Here is a 15,858-nt window from a genome sequence, read left to right as displayed (position 1 = left end):
CTATCCTCCAAACTCCACGATGACCGCGCCCAACGCGATCATCGTCATTAGTGTCAATCTGCGTGGCCCGACCCGTTCATTCAAGACCACCCACCCAATGAGCGCGGCAAAAACTGTCGAGGTTTCGCGCAAAACCGCCGCTTCGCCTACGCTGTCCAGCCGCGTGGCCATCATGATCGCACCAAACGAGGCAAAGGCGGTCACCCCGCCCAGGATCCCGCGCGCGGCCAGCGGCCCAAGCGCCGGTCTGTCCGACATGCGACGCCAGCGCAGCGCGACCAACCATGGCAGGATCAGCCCGTCGGTAAAAAAGAACCACGCAAGAAAGGTGAACGGGTTCGCGGTGGCGCGAATACCGTAGGCGTCATAGGTGGTATAGGCGGCGACGAACATGCCGGTGACCACGGCCCAGACCAGGGCAGGCACCAGGGTCTCGCGCTGCAAACGAATGGTGCGCAGGTTATAGACGGCCAGCCCGTAGGTCCCCGCCAACAGAACTCCCACACCCAGCCACTGCAGCAGCGAGAACCGCTCACCAAAAACCAGCCCTGCCCCGATCACTGCGAAAAGAGGCGCCGTGCCGCGCACGACCGGGTACACAACCGTAAAGGCGCCAAGGCTGTAGGTAACGCCTTGGGCAATTTTGTAGGCAAAGTGAAGCACGATGGCGCCGGCAAAAATCGGCCACATGTGCGGCTCGGGCCATGGCACGACGAACAGCGCGAATGGCATCGCCATCAACGAATAAGACGCGTCGATCGCGCCGCGCGATAACCACGGGTCGTGGCGCCCCTTTTGCAGTGCGCCGAACAACGCGTGCAGGAACGCCGCCACCAGCGCCAACCACAGAGCAAGGTCATGCCCGTCCGGGGTGCCTTCCAACGCCATGAGCCATTCGCTCATATCCGGTCAGCCGTCGCGGCCGGTCAGGGCATTGGCAAAATCCTGTGGATCAAACGGCTGCAAGTCGTCGATCTGTTCGCCCACCCCGATAGCATGGATCGGCAGACCGAATTTGTCCGCCAGCGCCACCAGCACGCCGCCTTTGGCCGTGCCATCCAATTTGGTCATGACCAGACCCGACACATCGGCCAGCTTTTGGAACATTTCCACCTGCGTCACTGCGTTCTGCCCCGTCGTTGCGTCCAGCACCAGCAACGTATTATGCGGGGCTGATTCGTCTTTTTTGCGAATGACACGCACGATCTTGGCCAGCTCTTCCATCAAATCCTGCCGGTTCTGCAAGCGCCCGGCTGTGTCGATCATGAGCAGATCCGCGCCCTCGCGCTCGGCCCGTTCCATCGCATCGAACGCCAGGCTGGCCGGGTCGCTGCCCTCGGGCGCTGTCATCACCGGCACGCCTGCCCGTTCGCCCCAGACCTGGAGCTGCTCGACGGCGGCCGCGCGGAATGTATCGCCCGCCGCGATCACAACCGACTTGCCTGCCGCTTTGAACTGGCTGGCCAGTTTGCCGATCGTCGTTGTCTTGCCCGAACCGTTCACGCCGACCACCAGCACCACTTGCGGGGTCTTGGGGAAAATGGGCATCGGCTTGGCCACCGGCTCCAACACACGGGCGATCTCGGCGGCCAGAAGGTCTTTGATCTCGGTCACTGACAGCTTTTTGCCAAACCGGCCTTCGGCCATGTTGGCCGTCACGCGCAGCGCGGTATCGACACCCATGTCGGCTTGGATCAGCAGCTCTTCGAGCTGTTCGAGCATGTCGTCGTCCAATTCGCGACGTACAACGGTTTTCTGGTCCCGGCGCAACAGCCGCCCCAGCAAGCCGGGCTTGGTAGCAGGCGTGGCGACGCTTGCAATGGCGTCTTTAACGGGCATTTCGGTGGGCAATTCGGTGGGCCGCTCGACAGGGATTTCCTGTGGCGGCTGGGTCGGCGCTTCAGCCGGTGCCTCAGAGGGCAATTCAGCAGGCACTTCGGGCTGCGGCACCTCGGGCGGGGCCGTGCCAGGCACTTCGGTCGGCGCGGGCGACGGGGTGACCGGGGTGGGAATTGGCTCAGGCTCAGGCTCAGGCTCAGGCTCAGGCTCAGGCTCAGGCTCAGGCTCAGGCTCAGGCTCAGGCTCAGGCTCAGGCTCAGGAACATCCTGCGGCACGTCGGTGTCAATGCCAGCGTCGGGCGCGTCTTTCGGGGTGAGCGCCTCGACCTCTTCTTCCGTCCCGCCATCGCTGACGATGGCCTCGAGCCCCTCTTCAAGTTTCGACGAGGATTTGAACAGCCGGTCCTTGAGCTTTGTGAAAAATGCCATGCATGCCTCCAGTGCTTGTCACTTAAGCGCAAAGCCCAGCCGATGGAAGTCCACATTCACGTTTGCGCAGGCGCGGCAGTTTGCGGTTTTCGCCGCCCGCGCCGCTGCTTAGACTGCAAGCTATGTTCTACCGTGTCCCACTTTTTGCATTGGCCAGCCTGGCCATGGTGCCGCTTCTGGCCCTCGGCGCACTCTTTGGTGGCGGGTGGATTTGGGCAGCGCTGATCTACATCACGACGCTGTCGTTTCTGGCCGACGAATTCACCGCACTGCCCGGACAGGCCGAACCAGAAACGACCACCGCTTGGGCCGACAGGCTATCCGTCATCCTGGCCCTTTCCCATTTTGCGCTACTGGCCCTGGGCGCCTGGGCTGTGGCAGGCGAAACCGGTCTGACGCGGCCCGAACGCATCGCTGCCTTTTTCGCCTTTGGCCTGTTCTTGGGTCAGGTCTCCAACGCCAACGCGCATGAGCTGATTCACCGCGGATCGCGCATGCTGCACGCTCTGGGCAAGTGGGTCTATATCTCGCTGCTATTCGGGCATCACACCTCGGCGCATCCACTGGTGCATCATGTCCATGTCGCCACCGCGGCGGATCCCAATTCCGCGCGCATGGGCCAGAGCTATTACGCCTGGGTCCCGCGCGCCTGGATCGGATCGTTCCGCGAAGGGTTGCGCGCCGAACGCACACGCCAGGTGCGCGCGGGCCGCAGCGGATGGCACAACCCCTATGCGCTCTACGTCGGCGGCGCGCTGGCGTTGATCCTGTTGGCCGCGTTTTGCGGGCCAGCGGTGCTGCTGGCCTATGTGGGGCTGTGCGGGCATGCCCAATCACAGCTGCTGCTGTCGGACTATGTTCAGCACTATGGGTTGCGCCGGGCCATGCTGCCTTCGGGCAAGCCAGAACCAGTCGGGCCGCGTCATTCTTGGAACGCGCCGCACTGGTTCACCACACTTATGATGCTGGCCGCGCCGCGCCATTCCGATCATCATGCCCGCCCATCGACGCCCTATCCGCAGCTTGGCCTGCCCGACGATGCGCCGCTGCTGCCCAAATCACTTCCGGCCATGGCGACGCTAGCCCTGATCCCTCCGGTTTGGCGGCGCGTGATGGACCCGCGTGTCGCGCGCGCCCAGACTTTGACCGGCCCCTGACAAATCGAATCCAACATGATGGAAATGCGAGGCGAATCCAATCGAACATAGAAAGCTCAAAACGATAGCGCTCGTGCTGGCGGTCACCATGACATGGGGCGCCCCGTTTGCGTCCCACGCGGCCCCGCCCCTTTCGGGGGACGCGTTTCAGGCCCATGTCGTGGGCAAGTCTTTCGATTACTTCAAGAACGGTGTATTCTATGGCACCGAAACCTACCTGACCGGCTACAATGTGCACTGGGCCTTTGCCGGCGAAGAGTGCAAGTTCGGCTATTGGCGCCCACGAAATGACGACATCTGCTTCGTTTATGAAGAGTACCTGACGCCTCAATGCTGGCGGTTCCAGGCCGATGGGGCCGCGATGACCGCCCGTTTCGTCGGCGACGACGATCCAGCTGACTACCGCGCCGTGCCGCGCGACAAGCCGCTGGAATGCGAAGGGCCGTTGTGGGGATCGTGAGCGTTTAGAACAAGCTGCCCTGATCGGGCGTATCCTTCGGCGTCTTGGGCTTGCGCGGTTTCGCTGCCGTTGGCCCGCCTGACGTTGGCGGCGTGCCGCTTTCGGGGATGACCGGCAACCGCCCGTCTGAAAATTCGATGTCGAGCCGCGCGCGGCGCGCCGCCTCCGCTTGCGTGGTGATCACCTGGTCACCGACCCGCACCACGGCATAGCCCCGTTCGAGCGTTTTGACATACCCCAGCGACTGGCGCATCCGCTCCAGGGCCTCCAGCCGGTCGCGCAGACGGTCTTGCCGCCCGGTGGCTACCCGCGATAAATTCTGCGCCATTGCGCCATACCGGTCAGCCTGCCGCTGATGCAATTGCGACAGACGCGCCGGATCGAGCCGTGCTGCCGCCCCGCTCAGACGATCTTTCTGGCGATCGATCCGCCCTTGCATCGCCGCTGGTCGCAGACCGGCGCTGGCTTCGCCCAATCGCAAGCGTTCGCGTTGGACCCGCGCAGCCAGCGCGGCGCGCAACCGTTCGTCAGCCCGGTCCAGACGCTGGCGCGGATTATCCAGCAGCGTGTCCACCCGCGGCAAGCCACGTGACAGATCGCCCAGCCGTTGGCGCCGTCGCGCGACCCCATCGGTCAGCGCCCGGCTCAGCCGCGCGCCCTGCTCGACAGTCCAGGCCAAAAGTTCAGCGCGCACCGGGACGGCGATTTCAGCCGCCGCCGTCGGCGTAGGCGCGCGCCGGTCTGACACGTAATCGATCAAAGTGGTGTCGGTTTCGTGACCCACGGCCGAGATCAGCGGGATTTCCGATGCCGCAGCCGCCCGCGCCACAGCTTCTTCGTTGAAGCCCCACAGGTCTTCGACCGACCCGCCCCCGCGCGCCACGATCAACAGATCGGGCCGGGGCAAAGCGCCGCCGGGCGTCAGCGCGTTGAAACCCGCGATTGCCCGCGCAACCTCTGGCGCGCAGGCCTGACCCTGAACCGCGACCGGCCAGATCAGAACCGTGCGCGGAAACCGGTCGCGCAGACGGTGCAGGATATCCCGGATCACCGCCCCACTGGGTGATGTGATCACCCCGATCACTTCGGGCAGGTACGGCAGCGGCTGCTTGCGGTCGGCGGCAAACAGCCCTTCGGCCTGAAGCGCCTTCTTGCGCGCTTCCAGCATGGCCATCAGCGCGCCCGCCCCTGCCGGTTCGATGCGTTCGACGTTCAACTGGTATTTGGACTGCGGGCCATAGGTGGTCATCCGGCCCGTGGCGATGACCTCCATCCCCTCTTCGGGGCGATGCGCCATTTTGGCCACCTGCCCTTTCCAGCTGACGCAGCCGATCACCGCCTTGTCGTCCTTGAGGTCGAAATACATGTGGCCTGTTCGCGCCAGCATTGTGCGCCCAACTTCGCCGCGCACGCGGACATGGGCGAATTCCCCTTCAATCAGACGCTTGACCGCGCCCGAGAGGTCGGAGACCGAAAATTCAGGGGTGTTGCCCGTCGGGCCATCATCTAAAAGCTCGCTCATGGGCGCACCCTATCCACGGGTACTGCAATAGGCCAGAGGGTCCGGACCAGTCAGGCGCGTTGGCGCCGCAGGGCCCGGGCGCCGACAAAAACCGCATGGACCGCGGTGCCCAGCACGATTGCCCCGCCCAGATAGGGCCAGGGCGAACCTGCCAAAGATATGATCAAGCTGCCAAAAACAAAAAGGGCTGCAGTAACGCCCAAGTCCAGCTTGCCGGGCAAACGCGCACCGCATCCGCCCCAGAACGAGGCCGGGGGCGGCGCGCCAAACTCGGCGGCATACTGGTCGCGCGCCCGCAAGCGGGCCGCGCCAAAGGCCGCGCCTTGCGGCATCGGTCGATGGGGCAGATCAATGCCAAGCGTATCGCGACAAAAAGCGGTGTATTCGGGATGGCGCGCGTGCAAGGTCCAGGCCATTCGCACCAACGCGTCCGGTTCGATTCGCTGGCTCACCCGCGCCGACAGATATAGGAATCGGCGATATTCCAGCTCTAGCGTCTTGGCCTTTTTGTCCGGGATGCCGCAGAATTGGGCCAATCGCTGATGAAACGGTATGGTCCCTTCGCCGGGCAACTGCGCGGTTCGGATTCGCCGCCAATGCTCTGGCGCGCTTGGCCTGCTCGCGCGCGTCACAGGCCCGCCCCCAGTTGCAAATCCAGGCGCGCGCCCCGTCCTAGTCCCAATTCGTCCAATCCGTTCACCATTCGCCAAACGCGGTTCTTTTCGACCGATTGCTGCCGGGATGTTGACTGAACTTGATGAAGAAACCGCCAACGCCGATCATGCCCGGCGGTATCGCCAGAAAATTCCGCCCCCCAAGCCCCCAGCAAACGCCTGCGCCGATGGACGCAATCAGGGTCCAGCACCGGCGGGACATCACAGAACCCTCGCGCGCGGTAGCTTTGGGCAGGCACACCTTTCGCGGGCGCCGCCAATATGCGCCCTTCCACCCGCGCCGGGACTATGGGCCAACCGGGCCTTGGCCCAGGGGACAGAGGCACTCTGCCACGTTTTGATCTGCGTTTGCTCGCTCATCGCGCTTGCCCTTGTCTTTCCGGCATCCTAGACCCTGCCCGATGACTTCGGCGAAAAAGGGGCGAGACCATGAATATCCTGATCCTCGGCGGCGGCGGGCGCGAACATGCGCTGGCGTGGGCGGTCATGCAAAACCCCAAGTGCGACAAGCTGATCGTGGCCCCCGGCAACGCAGGCATCGCCAAAATCGCCGAGTGCGCCAGTTTGGACATTTTGAACGGTGACGCGGTGGTCCAGTTCTGCGAGGCCAATGCGATCAGCTTTGTCATCATCGGTCCAGAAGCGCCATTGGCGGCCGGCGTGGCTGACCGATTGCGCGACGCGGGCGTGCTGACCTTCGGCCCCAGCCAGGCCGCGGCGCAGCTTGAAGCATCCAAAGGGTTCACCAAGGAAATCTGCGATGCCTGCGGCGCGCCAACCGCCAGCTATGCCCGCTTTGACACCGCCGAAGACGCCCGCGCCTATGTGCAAGACCAAGGCGCGCCCATCGTCATCAAGGCAGATGGCCTGGCCGCCGGCAAGGGCGTGATCGTGGCCATGGATATGGCCACCGCGCTTGGCGCCATCGACGACATGTTCGCCGGCGAATTTGGCAGCGCCGGGGCCGAAGTGGTGATCGAGGAATTCATGGAGGGCGAAGAAGCCAGTTTCTTCGTGCTCAGCGACGGCGAAAATGTTCTGCCACTGGGTACGGCGCAGGATCACAAGCGCGCCTATGACGGCGATGAAGGCCCCAACACCGGCGGGATGGGCGCCTATTCGCCCGCGCCGATCATGACGGATACAGTCACCCAAAAGGCGCTGGACGAAATCGTAAAACCTACGGTGGCTGAAATGGCCAAACGCGGCACACCCTATCAGGGCGTGCTGTACGCGGGGTTCATGATCAAGAACGGCCAACCGCGGCTTGTGGAATACAATGCCCGGTTCGGCGACCCCGAATGCCAGGTCTTGATGCTGCGCCTTGGTGCGCAGGTACTTGACCACCTGTTGGCCTGCGCCGAAGGCCGCCTGCATGAGGCACGCGTGAATTGGGCCGACGATCACGCGATGACCGTGGTCATGGCCGCCAAGGGCTATCCGGGCGCTTACGAAAAAGGGACGGAAATCAGGGGCCTGTCAGATCTGCCCGAAGACAGCGCGCACATGGTCTTTCATGCCGGCACATCCGAGCGGGATGGCAAGATCGTCGCCACCGGCGGCCGGGTGCTGAATGTCACGGCGCGCGGCGCTACGCTGCAAGAGGCCCGCGATCGTGCTTATGACATGACCAGTCGGATCGATTGGCCCGAGGGCTTCTACCGCACCGATATTGGCTGGCGCGCCCTATAAAGGGCCCTGCCGCCAGCCCGCCACACGACGCCGCCCCGATCCGCGCCGCAAGGCGCTCATCCAGTGCGCCGCAGGCGCTCTGCCGGGTTACGGGTCTTCGACCAGACTGTCGAGCATCCAGGATATGTCTTCGATCTGTTCGGCGATCACATGGGTCACTTCGTTCTGGCGCTCCAGCTTGCCGGTGACACGCAGCATCCGCCCGGCGATCACCGCGCGCCGGAACCGTTCGTAGAGCGCGCGCCAGACCACCACGTTGGCAATCCCCGTCTCATCCTCAAGCGTGATGAAGATCACCCCCTTGGCCGTGCCGGGCCGCTGACGCACCAACACCAACCCTGCCACGGTCACCCGCGCGCCCTGCGGCGGGCGATCCAGCAGCACATGCGGAATGGCCTGCGGCGGGCGCGGCCAGTCATGCGGGGAAAGGGTCACCATTTGGGGAACAAAGTATGAACACCTTGCCGTATGCACAAGCCCCCATCGCAACACTGGCAAATTCGGCCACAATGGCCTATGTGCCTGCACGAGCGAATTGATACCGAGGCACCCATGGCCAAGATTACCTATATTGAGCACAACGGAACCAAGCATGAAATCGACGTGGCCAATGGCCTGACCGTCATGGAAGGCGCGCGCGACAATGGCGTTCCGGGCATCGACGCGGATTGCGGCGGGGCCTGCGCCTGTTCGACCTGCCATGTCTACGTCGATCCGGCATGGGTGGAGAAACTGCCCGCCAAGGATCCCATGGAAGAAGACATGCTCGACTTTGCCTATGAACCCGATCCCGTACGTTCGCGCCTGACCTGTCAGCTCAAGGTGACCGACGATCTGGACGGGCTGGTCGTGCAGTTGCCTGAAAAACAGATCTGATGCGCACATTAGCGCGGGCCCTTGCGCTGGCGGTCGCGCTGCCTGGCGCGCTGGCGGCGCAGGACAGGGGCTGCACGCAGGGCGACGGCATATACCTGACCCGTGTCTGCTATGGCGCACAGCAGCGCGACCGGGCCTATGGCCACAACGTGTTGGGCAATACGCAAGAATGGACCAGCCTTGGGCTGTCGGCCACCGCCATTGGGCAATCGGCCCTCAACTTGCCGGGCCCGGTAGCGTCAATCGGCATCCCCGTCCCCCTGATCTTCGAAGACATCGCCCCTCGGATCGTCGATGTGTCGGGCGATGGATTGCCGGATATCGTGACTATTGTCAGCAGTCCGGGCGATGGGGCGTCTCTGACTGTGTATGATCTGGCCAACGCGGACCTGGCCAGCACGCGCCCCATCGGGCAGACCAATCGCTGGCTGGCCCCTGTCGGGATTGCAGATTTCGATGCCGACGGGCGCATTGACATCGCCTATGTAGAGCAACCGCACCTGGCCAAGACGCTGCGGGTTGTGTCGTACACCCAAACTGACAGCGGCCCAATCCTGAGCGAGGTCGACAACCTGACGGGCCTGACCAACCACCGCATTGGCGATGCCTTCATTCAGGGCGGTGTCACCAACTGCGGCAAAGGTCCGGTGATTTACACGGCAGATGAAAACTGGCGGTCGGTCATGCAAACGCGTCTGACACGGGACGGGCTGCAAACGCGCGCCGTAGGGCCCTATGTGGATCGCACCAGCTTTGCCCCCTACCTTGCGTGCCAGCGCTGATCGCGACAAAAGGCTGACGATCCCACCGTGCAACCCGCTGGAACCGGCTGGAAATGCCCGCGCGCGCGCTGTAAGAGGCTGCAGCAACAGGAGACCACCCCGTGACCACCAGCCATGTCTTGACCGTCAATTGCCCCTCGCGCCGCGGGATCGTGGCCGCGATCTCGACCAAACTGGCCGATATGGGCTGCAACATCACCGACAGCGCGCAGTTCGACGATCCCGAAACCGATCAGTTCTTCATGCGCGTCAGCTTCGTGTCGGAAAAAGGGCTGGATGACGCGGCGCTGGTGCAGGGGTTCGCCCCCGTGGCCGAACAGTTCGCGATGGCCTGGGCCATCCACGACGAAAGCACAAAGATGAAAGTGGTGATCATGGTCAGCCGGTTCGGGCACTGCCTGAATGATCTGCTCTACCGCTGGCGGATCGGCGCGCTGCCGATCGACATCGTGGCGGTGATTTCCAACCACATGGATTACCAGAAGCTCGTCGTGAATCACGACATCCCCTTCCACCACATCAAGGTCACACCGCAGAACAAGCCCGAGGCCGAAGCCGCCATCATGCAGGTGGTCGAAGACACCGGCGCCGAGTTGATCGTACTGGCCCGCTACATGCAAATTCTGTCCGACAACATGTGCCGGAAAATGTCCGGCCGGATCATCAACATCCACCATTCGTTCCTGCCATCGTTCAAGGGGGCCAACCCTTACAAACAGGCGTTCCAACGCGGCGTGAAGTTGATCGGGGCGACGGCGCATTACGTGACGGCCGATCTGGATGAAGGGCCGATCATCGAACAGGACACCGTGCGTGTCACCCACGCCCAATCGCCTGCCGATTACGTGTCCTTGGGGCGAGACGTTGAAGCGCAGGTCTTCTCGCGCGCGATCCATGCCCACATCCACCACAGGGTGTTCCTGAATGGCACCAAGACCGTGGTATTTCCCGCCTCGCCCGGTGGGTATGCGTCAGAGCGGATGGGCTGATCCGGCGGCGCGCCGATCAATCGTTGTGAACAAAACAGCATGGGCTGCCCAAGGGCAGCCCATTCCATTTGACAGGTCGTGTGGACAGGGTCAGTCGATGCTCAGCGCCACGAAGCGTGGGTCACCTGACCGGTTGACCAACAACAAAAGCGAATTGCGGCCCGCGTCCTTCGCGTCGTCGATCCTGTCTTCAAGATCATCCACGCTGGCGACCTTTTGCTGGCCCGCTTCGGTGATGACGTCACCCGCCCGCAGCCCTTTTTCATAGGCTTGGGCATCTTCGGCCACATTTCGCACCACCAGCCCGTCGACGCTTCCGCTCAGGCCAAGCTGCTCGCGCAGATCGTCCGTCATGGGCGACAGGGTCAAGCCCAGCACCTCTTTTTCCATCGGTTGACCGGCCGGGGCCGAGGTCGGGATGGGTTGGTTTTCCGCCTCTTCGCGGCGCGCAAGCGTGACGTTCAGCGTCATGGTCTTGCCGTCGCGCAGGACCACCACGCGCACCGATTTGCCAACAGAGGTGTTACCGACCTGGCGCACCAGCTCGCGGACATTTTCCACCTCGCGCCCGTCGAATTTGACGATCAGATCGCCCGCTTGAATGCCAGCCTCGGCGGCAGGCCCTTCCGGTACATCCGTGACCAGGGCACCGGCAGCACTGGCCAGCCCCATCGCTTCGGCGACATCGTCAGTGACATCCTGAATACGCACGCCCAACCAGCCCCGGCGGGTTTCACCGAATTCCTTGAGCTGCTCGACCACGGTGGTGACGACGCGCGAAGACATGGCAAAGCCGATCCCGATCGATCCGCCATTGGGTGACAGAATCGCCGTGTTCACCCCGATAACCTGTCCGTCCATATTGAACAGTGGCCCGCCCGAATTGCCGCGGTTGATGGCGGCATCGGTCTGGATGTAATCGTCATACGTGCCCGATAGCGCACGGCCCCGCGCCGACACGATCCCGGCAGAGACCGAGAACCCCTGGCCCAACGGGTTGCCCATTGCCATGACCCAGTCACCGACGCGGGCCGCTTCGCTGTCACCAAACTGGACGAAGGCCAAGGGCTCATCGCTGGTGACCTTCAGCAACGCGATATCGGTTTTTGGGTCGGTGCCGACCAATTCGGCATCCAGTGTCTCGCCTGAAAAGAACTCGATCTCGATCTCGTCGGCGCCATCGATGACGTGGTTGTTCGTCACGATGTACCCGTCTTCGGAAATCACAAACCCTGAACCGAGCGCCTGGCTTCGGCGGTTGCGGCGCTGATCGCCGTTGCCGTCACCTTGTCCGGGGGGCAACAGGTCACGGAAGAAATCCTCAAAGGGCGAACCTTCGGGAAAATTGGGAAGGTTGGGGCCGGTGGGCGCCGCGACCATTGTGGCGGTGGTGATGTTGACCACAGCCGGGCTGACCTGATCGGCCAGATCGGCAAAACTGTCCGGCGCGCCGCGTGCATAGCCCATAGTGGCCTGCGCAAGGCTCAGGATCACACCGATGCTCATGACCATGAACAGGCGCACGGGGCCGCGTTGCAGGGTCTGTGGTTCTATCGTTGCGATTTGCTGGTGTTTCACACTCAATTCTCCTCTGAGGTCTCGGGTCCCGCCCGTCTGCAGATAGCCCGGTGCCGTGAACAAATTGCCTCGGATCGCGCTGCCGGACCAGCCATTTTCAGCCGTGTCTGACAATAAGATAGGAACCCCGGGGCACAACGCAAACCCTATCGCGCCGGCTCAAATGGACGTGACACGGGCGTGATGATCAAAATGCGCCCATCGAACGGGCCGCGATCAACAGGCCCAGCCCCAACGCCATGGCGCCCAGACCTATGGCCCGGCGCGTGCCGATTGGCATATCGGCAATCGCCCGAACTACGTCTTCCAAACGCGAAGGGGCCAGCGCGAACGCCAGCCCCTCGATCACAAGCACCAATCCCAATCCCAGGATCAGAAGCGCCATGTTATCGCCCCTGATCCGATTTCAGGTAGTCGAAGAATTCGCTGTCAGGCGAAATCACCATCGACGTGTTCGACCCTTGCAGACCGCGTTGATACGCTGTCAGCGACCGGTAGAATTCAAAGAACTCGGGGTCTTGTGTAAACGCTTCGGCAAAAATCCGGTTGCGTTCGGCATCAGATTCACCGCGCGTGATATCGGCGTTCTTGTTCGCTTCGGACACCAGTTCGGTCACCGTCCGGTCTGCTTGGGCGCGTACCCTCTGGGCTGCTTCTTCACCGCGCGCGATTTCGTCGGCGGCTTCGCGTTCACGCTCGGCCCGCATCCGGTCGAACGTGGCGCCAAGGTTCTGCTGCGGCAGGTTCGTCTGTTTCAGACGCACATCGACCACTTCGACCCCCAGCGGCAGGGCCCGGGCCCGGGCCTGATCGCGAATCCGGGTCATCAGAGCAGCCCTGTCGGACGACAGGATCGTGTTGGACGTGACATCCGTTTCACCCAGAACCTCGCGGATCTGCGCGTTCAGGATCGAATCCAGCCGGCTTTCAGCAGCGCGTATACCCCCAGCCCCGACGGCTTGGCGGAACTGCACCACGTCTGCGACGCGGAAGCGCGCAAAGGCGTCAACCACCAAGCGGCGTCCATCGGACGGCGTCACTTCGATTTCGGCGGTGTCCAGCGACAAGATACGGTCATCGTATTTCACGACCTCCTGGATCAATGGGATCTTGAAGCCCAGGCCCGGCTCTTCTTTGACGGCCTTGATCTGTCCAAATTGAAGGACCAGTGCTTTTTCACGTTCATCGACAATGAAGATCGAAGACAAGGCCACGATGATGGCGACGATAACGGCAATCGCCAGGACGGATACGGTACGCATCAGTTAGACCCTCCGGTGTCGGTGCTTCGGCGCAGCTCGTTCAGCGGCAGGTAGGGCACAACGCCCTGTCTGCTTTCGGCCCCTTCATCCAGGATGATCTTGTCGACCCCCCCGAACACCTGCTCCATCGTTTCAAGATAAAGGCGTTTGCGCGTCACTTCCGGGGCTTGCTTATATTCCGCAAGAACCGCAAGGAAACGGCTGGCTTCACCTTCGGCTTCGTTCACAACGCTGGCGCGATATGCTTCGGCTTCTTCCAAAATCTGGGCCGCTTCACCACGGGCGCCAGCCAAAACGCGGTTGGCGTAAGCGTCTGCCTGGCGTTGCAGACGGTCGCGCTGCTGCTCGGCCGCCTGCACTTCGCGGAACGCATCAATCACTTCGCGCGGCGGGTCGGCCTTGTCGAGGTTGACCCGCACCACATTCATGCCTGCATCGTAGCTGTCGAGTGTGCTTTGGATCAGGGTCTGCGCTGTCGACGCGATCAAACCACGATCACGGTTCAGGATCGGCGCCAGTTCACTGGCGGCGATGATTTCGCGCATGGCCGATTCCGACACAGCGCGGATCGTCGCCTGTGGGTCGCGCAGGTTGAATAGGAATTGCGCCGGGTCGCTGATGTTCCAGACAACCTGAAAGTCGATATCCACGATGTTTTCATCCGTCGTCAACATCAGACCGGCCTGACTGGTCGACGTGGTCGCAACGCCGATGTCTTCAGTCCGTTCATTGGTGACCAGCACCTTTTCATAGGTGACAACAGGCCATGGCGCGAAATTCAGACCCGGCTGACCCACGGACGAAAATTCGCCCAGGAACAGTTCAACCGACTGCTCTTCTGGCCGCACGGTATAGAACGAATTGAACGCCCACAGGGCAAACAAGGCCAAGACCCCCAACCCGAGGGTTGAGCGGTTGAATTTCGGACCACCGCCGCCATTGCCGCCGCCGGTGCCACGGCGATCACCGCCCTTGCCACCCATCAGCACACGCAATTGTTCGCGGCCCTTGTTCATGATCTCGTCGATCTCGGGGATCTGCGGGGGCTGGTTGCCGCCGCCATTGGGGCGCTGACCCTGGTTTTCGTCATCCCCGGGTCTGCGGCCTCCGCCGCCTCCCCCCCAGGGGCCGCCATTGTTGCTGGCCATAGGTATTGGTTCCTTTCTGGTCGCCTGGCTTTGTGTTTCCGGTAGAAATGGGCATAAACGCGTTGAGGTTCAAGCCTTTCGCACCGGTTCCTTCATCAATACGATTTCCTCGGCCATGGTGGGGTGCACCGCCATCGTGGCGTCGAAATCTTCCTTGGTCGCGCCCATCTTTATGGCCACGCCCAGAACCTGGATCATTTCGCCCGCGCCGGGCGCGATGATATGCGCACCCAGCACTTTGCGGCTTTCGGCGCAAACGATGAGCTTGAAGAGCACGCGTTCGTCGTTGCCGATAAAGGCATTCTGCATCGGACGGAAGGCGGCCGTATAGACCTGGATCGGGCGATCGTCGCGGGCCTGTTCTTCGGTCATGCCGATGGTGCCGTATTCGGGCTGGGTGAATACCGCCGTCGGAATCAGCGTGTGATCGGGCTTGGTCGGGTTGCCCTTGAAGACGGTTTCGTGAAAAGCCACGGCTTCGCGGATCGCGACAGGGGTCAGGTTGACCCGGTCGGTCACGTCGCCCACCGCATAGATCGACGGGATATTGGTTTGCGAATACTCGTCGACCTCAACCTTGCCCCAGCGGCCCAGTTTGACGCCGGCGTCTTCCAGGCCCAAGCCCTTGGTGTTGGGTTTGCGCCCTGTGGCATAGAGCACATGGTCAACCACGCATTCATGCCCGTCAGTGGCCTTGACGAAAATCTGGTCGTCGCGCTTTTCCAGCCGTTCGACATCGCGACCCACGTGCAGGGAAACGCCGCGCGCGATCATTGCCTCGGAAATCATGCCGCGCGATTCATCGTCGAACCCGCGCAGAATTTGCGCGCCGCGGTAGTATTGGATCGTTTCAATGCCCAGACCGTTAAAGATACCGGCAAATTCGCAGGCGATGTACCCGCCGCCAACGATCAGAATGCTTTTGGGCTGCTTCTTGATGTCGAACACGTCGTTCGATGTGATGGCCAGTTCGTGCCCTTCGAACGTGTCCGGAACGAAGGGCGTGCCGCCAGTCGCCACAAGAATATGCTTGGCCGATTTCACCGAGCCATCAGCCAGCTCGACCTCATGCGGTCCCTTGACCACGGCGCGCTGGTGAAAAATTTCGACCCCGGCGCCTTCGGCGTTCTTGGTATAGATGCCTTCCAGACGCTCCAGCTCTTTTTTCAGTTTCGATTGGAAGTCGGCGTAGGAAAATTTCCCCACGCGCACGTCCCAGCCGTATTGTTTGGCCTCGGCCATGCTGCGCGCATAGCCCGATGCGAACACCATCAGCTTTTTGGGAACGCAGCCGCGGATGACGCAGGTCCCGCCCATGCGGAATTCTTCGGCCAGCGCCACCTTGTGGCCGTCGGCTGCAGTGATCCGTGCCGCGCGCACGCCGCCCGATCCACCGCCGATAACGAAGAGATCATAGTCAAAGGCCATGTCGTGTTCCCCTCTGTGTGCG

At 62.4% G+C, this 15,858-nt stretch carries 16 protein-coding genes; 6 read left to right on the top strand and 10 right to left on the bottom strand.

Annotated elements, in window-relative coordinates; translation table 11 throughout:
* Both ACP2AV_RS11395 and ftsY read right to left on the bottom strand, forming a co-directional pair.
* Positions 1-903, bottom strand: coding sequence for an EamA family transporter (locus tag ACP2AV_RS11395; RefSeq protein ID WP_426372846.1), 903 nt, complete (start codon positions 901-903; stop codon positions 1-3).
* Positions 904-909: 6 nt separating this feature from the next.
* Positions 910-2,268: a signal recognition particle-docking protein FtsY gene (gene ftsY / locus ACP2AV_RS11390; RefSeq protein ID WP_426372845.1), complete on the bottom strand. Its 1,359-nt coding sequence runs from the start codon at positions 2,266-2,268 to the stop codon at positions 910-912.
* A 122-nt stretch (positions 2,269-2,390) separates the two neighbouring features.
* Here ftsY and ACP2AV_RS11385 point away from each other — a divergent pair, with 122 nt between their 5' ends.
* Together ACP2AV_RS11385 and ACP2AV_RS11380 are read left to right on the top strand one after the other, a co-directional pair.
* Positions 2,391-3,425 (top strand): alkane 1-monooxygenase, encoded by a 1,035-nt coding sequence (locus ACP2AV_RS11385; RefSeq protein ID WP_426372844.1) that lies wholly within the window; start codon positions 2,391-2,393, stop codon positions 3,423-3,425.
* Between the two features lie 88 nt (positions 3,426-3,513).
* Positions 3,514-3,885: a hypothetical protein gene (locus ACP2AV_RS11380; protein WP_426372843.1), complete on the top strand. Its 372-nt coding sequence runs from the start codon at positions 3,514-3,516 to the stop codon at positions 3,883-3,885.
* 4 nt (positions 3,886-3,889) lie between these two features.
* On the opposite strand, the gene xseA is transcribed toward ACP2AV_RS11380, so the two are convergent.
* A complete protein-coding gene (gene xseA, locus ACP2AV_RS11375) occupies positions 3,890-5,407 on the bottom strand; it encodes an exodeoxyribonuclease VII large subunit (RefSeq protein ID WP_426372842.1) in 1,518 nt (505 codons plus the stop codon).
* A gap of 50 nt (positions 5,408-5,457) precedes the next feature.
* Positions 5,458-5,943 (bottom strand): hypothetical protein, encoded by a 486-nt coding sequence (locus ACP2AV_RS11370; RefSeq protein WP_426372841.1) that lies wholly within the window; start codon positions 5,941-5,943, stop codon positions 5,458-5,460.
* A gap of 567 nt (positions 5,944-6,510) precedes the next feature.
* On the opposite strand from ACP2AV_RS11370, the gene purD reads away from it, so the two are divergent.
* On the top strand, positions 6,511-7,773 hold the full coding sequence (purD, locus tag ACP2AV_RS11365; RefSeq protein ID WP_426372840.1) for a phosphoribosylamine--glycine ligase: 1,263 nt from the start codon (positions 6,511-6,513) through the stop codon (positions 7,771-7,773).
* 87 nt (positions 7,774-7,860) lie between these two features.
* Here purD and ACP2AV_RS11360 read toward each other — a convergent pair whose 3' ends face one another.
* Positions 7,861-8,211 carry an OB-fold nucleic acid binding domain-containing protein gene (locus ACP2AV_RS11360; protein ID WP_426372839.1) on the bottom strand — a complete coding sequence of 117 codons (351 nt, stop codon included), beginning with the start codon at positions 8,209-8,211 and terminating at the stop codon, positions 7,861-7,863.
* 114 nt (positions 8,212-8,325) lie between these two features.
* Between ACP2AV_RS11360 and ACP2AV_RS11355 the strand changes: the two genes are divergently transcribed.
* From ACP2AV_RS11355 to purU, 3 genes are all read left to right on the top strand, one after another.
* Positions 8,326-8,649 (top strand): 2Fe-2S iron-sulfur cluster-binding protein, encoded by a 324-nt coding sequence (locus ACP2AV_RS11355; RefSeq protein WP_426372838.1) that lies wholly within the window; start codon positions 8,326-8,328, stop codon positions 8,647-8,649.
* Complete coding sequence (locus tag ACP2AV_RS11350) at positions 8,649-9,431, top strand: FG-GAP repeat domain-containing protein (RefSeq protein WP_426372837.1); 783 nt, start codon at positions 8,649-8,651, stop codon at positions 9,429-9,431. The genes ACP2AV_RS11355 and ACP2AV_RS11350 overlap by 1 nt, the downstream gene beginning before the upstream one ends.
* A 101-nt stretch (positions 9,432-9,532) precedes the next feature.
* A complete protein-coding gene (gene purU, locus ACP2AV_RS11345; RefSeq protein WP_426372836.1) occupies positions 9,533-10,420 on the top strand; it encodes a formyltetrahydrofolate deformylase in 888 nt (295 codons plus the stop codon).
* Positions 10,421-10,510: 90 nt separating this feature from the next.
* Here purU and ACP2AV_RS11340 read toward each other — a convergent pair whose 3' ends face one another.
* From ACP2AV_RS11340 to gorA, 5 genes are all read right to left on the bottom strand, one after another.
* Positions 10,511-11,926 carry a DegQ family serine endoprotease gene (locus tag ACP2AV_RS11340; RefSeq protein WP_426372874.1) on the bottom strand — a complete coding sequence of 472 codons (1,416 nt, stop codon included), beginning with the start codon at positions 11,924-11,926 and terminating at the stop codon, positions 10,511-10,513.
* 259 nt (positions 11,927-12,185) lie between these two features.
* Entirely contained in the window at positions 12,186-12,383 is a 198-nt protein-coding gene (locus ACP2AV_RS11335) for a DUF2065 family protein (RefSeq protein WP_426372834.1), read from the bottom strand.
* Between the two features lies 1 nt (position 12,384).
* Complete coding sequence (gene hflC / locus ACP2AV_RS11330; protein ID WP_426372833.1) at positions 12,385-13,260, bottom strand: protease modulator HflC; 876 nt, start codon at positions 13,258-13,260, stop codon at positions 12,385-12,387.
* On the bottom strand, positions 13,260-14,408 hold the full coding sequence (hflK, locus tag ACP2AV_RS11325) for an FtsH protease activity modulator HflK (RefSeq protein ID WP_426372832.1): 1,149 nt from the start codon (positions 14,406-14,408) through the stop codon (positions 13,260-13,262). The genes hflC and hflK overlap by 1 nt, the downstream gene beginning before the upstream one ends.
* 69 nt (positions 14,409-14,477) lie before the next feature.
* Positions 14,478-15,836: a glutathione-disulfide reductase gene (gorA, locus tag ACP2AV_RS11320; RefSeq protein WP_426372830.1), complete on the bottom strand. Its 1,359-nt coding sequence runs from the start codon at positions 15,834-15,836 to the stop codon at positions 14,478-14,480.
* Between the last annotated feature and the right edge of the window lie 22 nt (positions 15,837-15,858).

Origin of the sequence: Aliiroseovarius sp. PTFE2010 (assembly GCF_049943335.1) — a bacterium.
Taxonomy (GTDB): Bacteria; Pseudomonadota; Alphaproteobacteria; order Rhodobacterales; family Rhodobacteraceae; genus JBNFVY01.
Note: the sequence above shows the minus strand (reverse complement) of the source record. Positions and strands in the feature narration are given on the sequence as shown.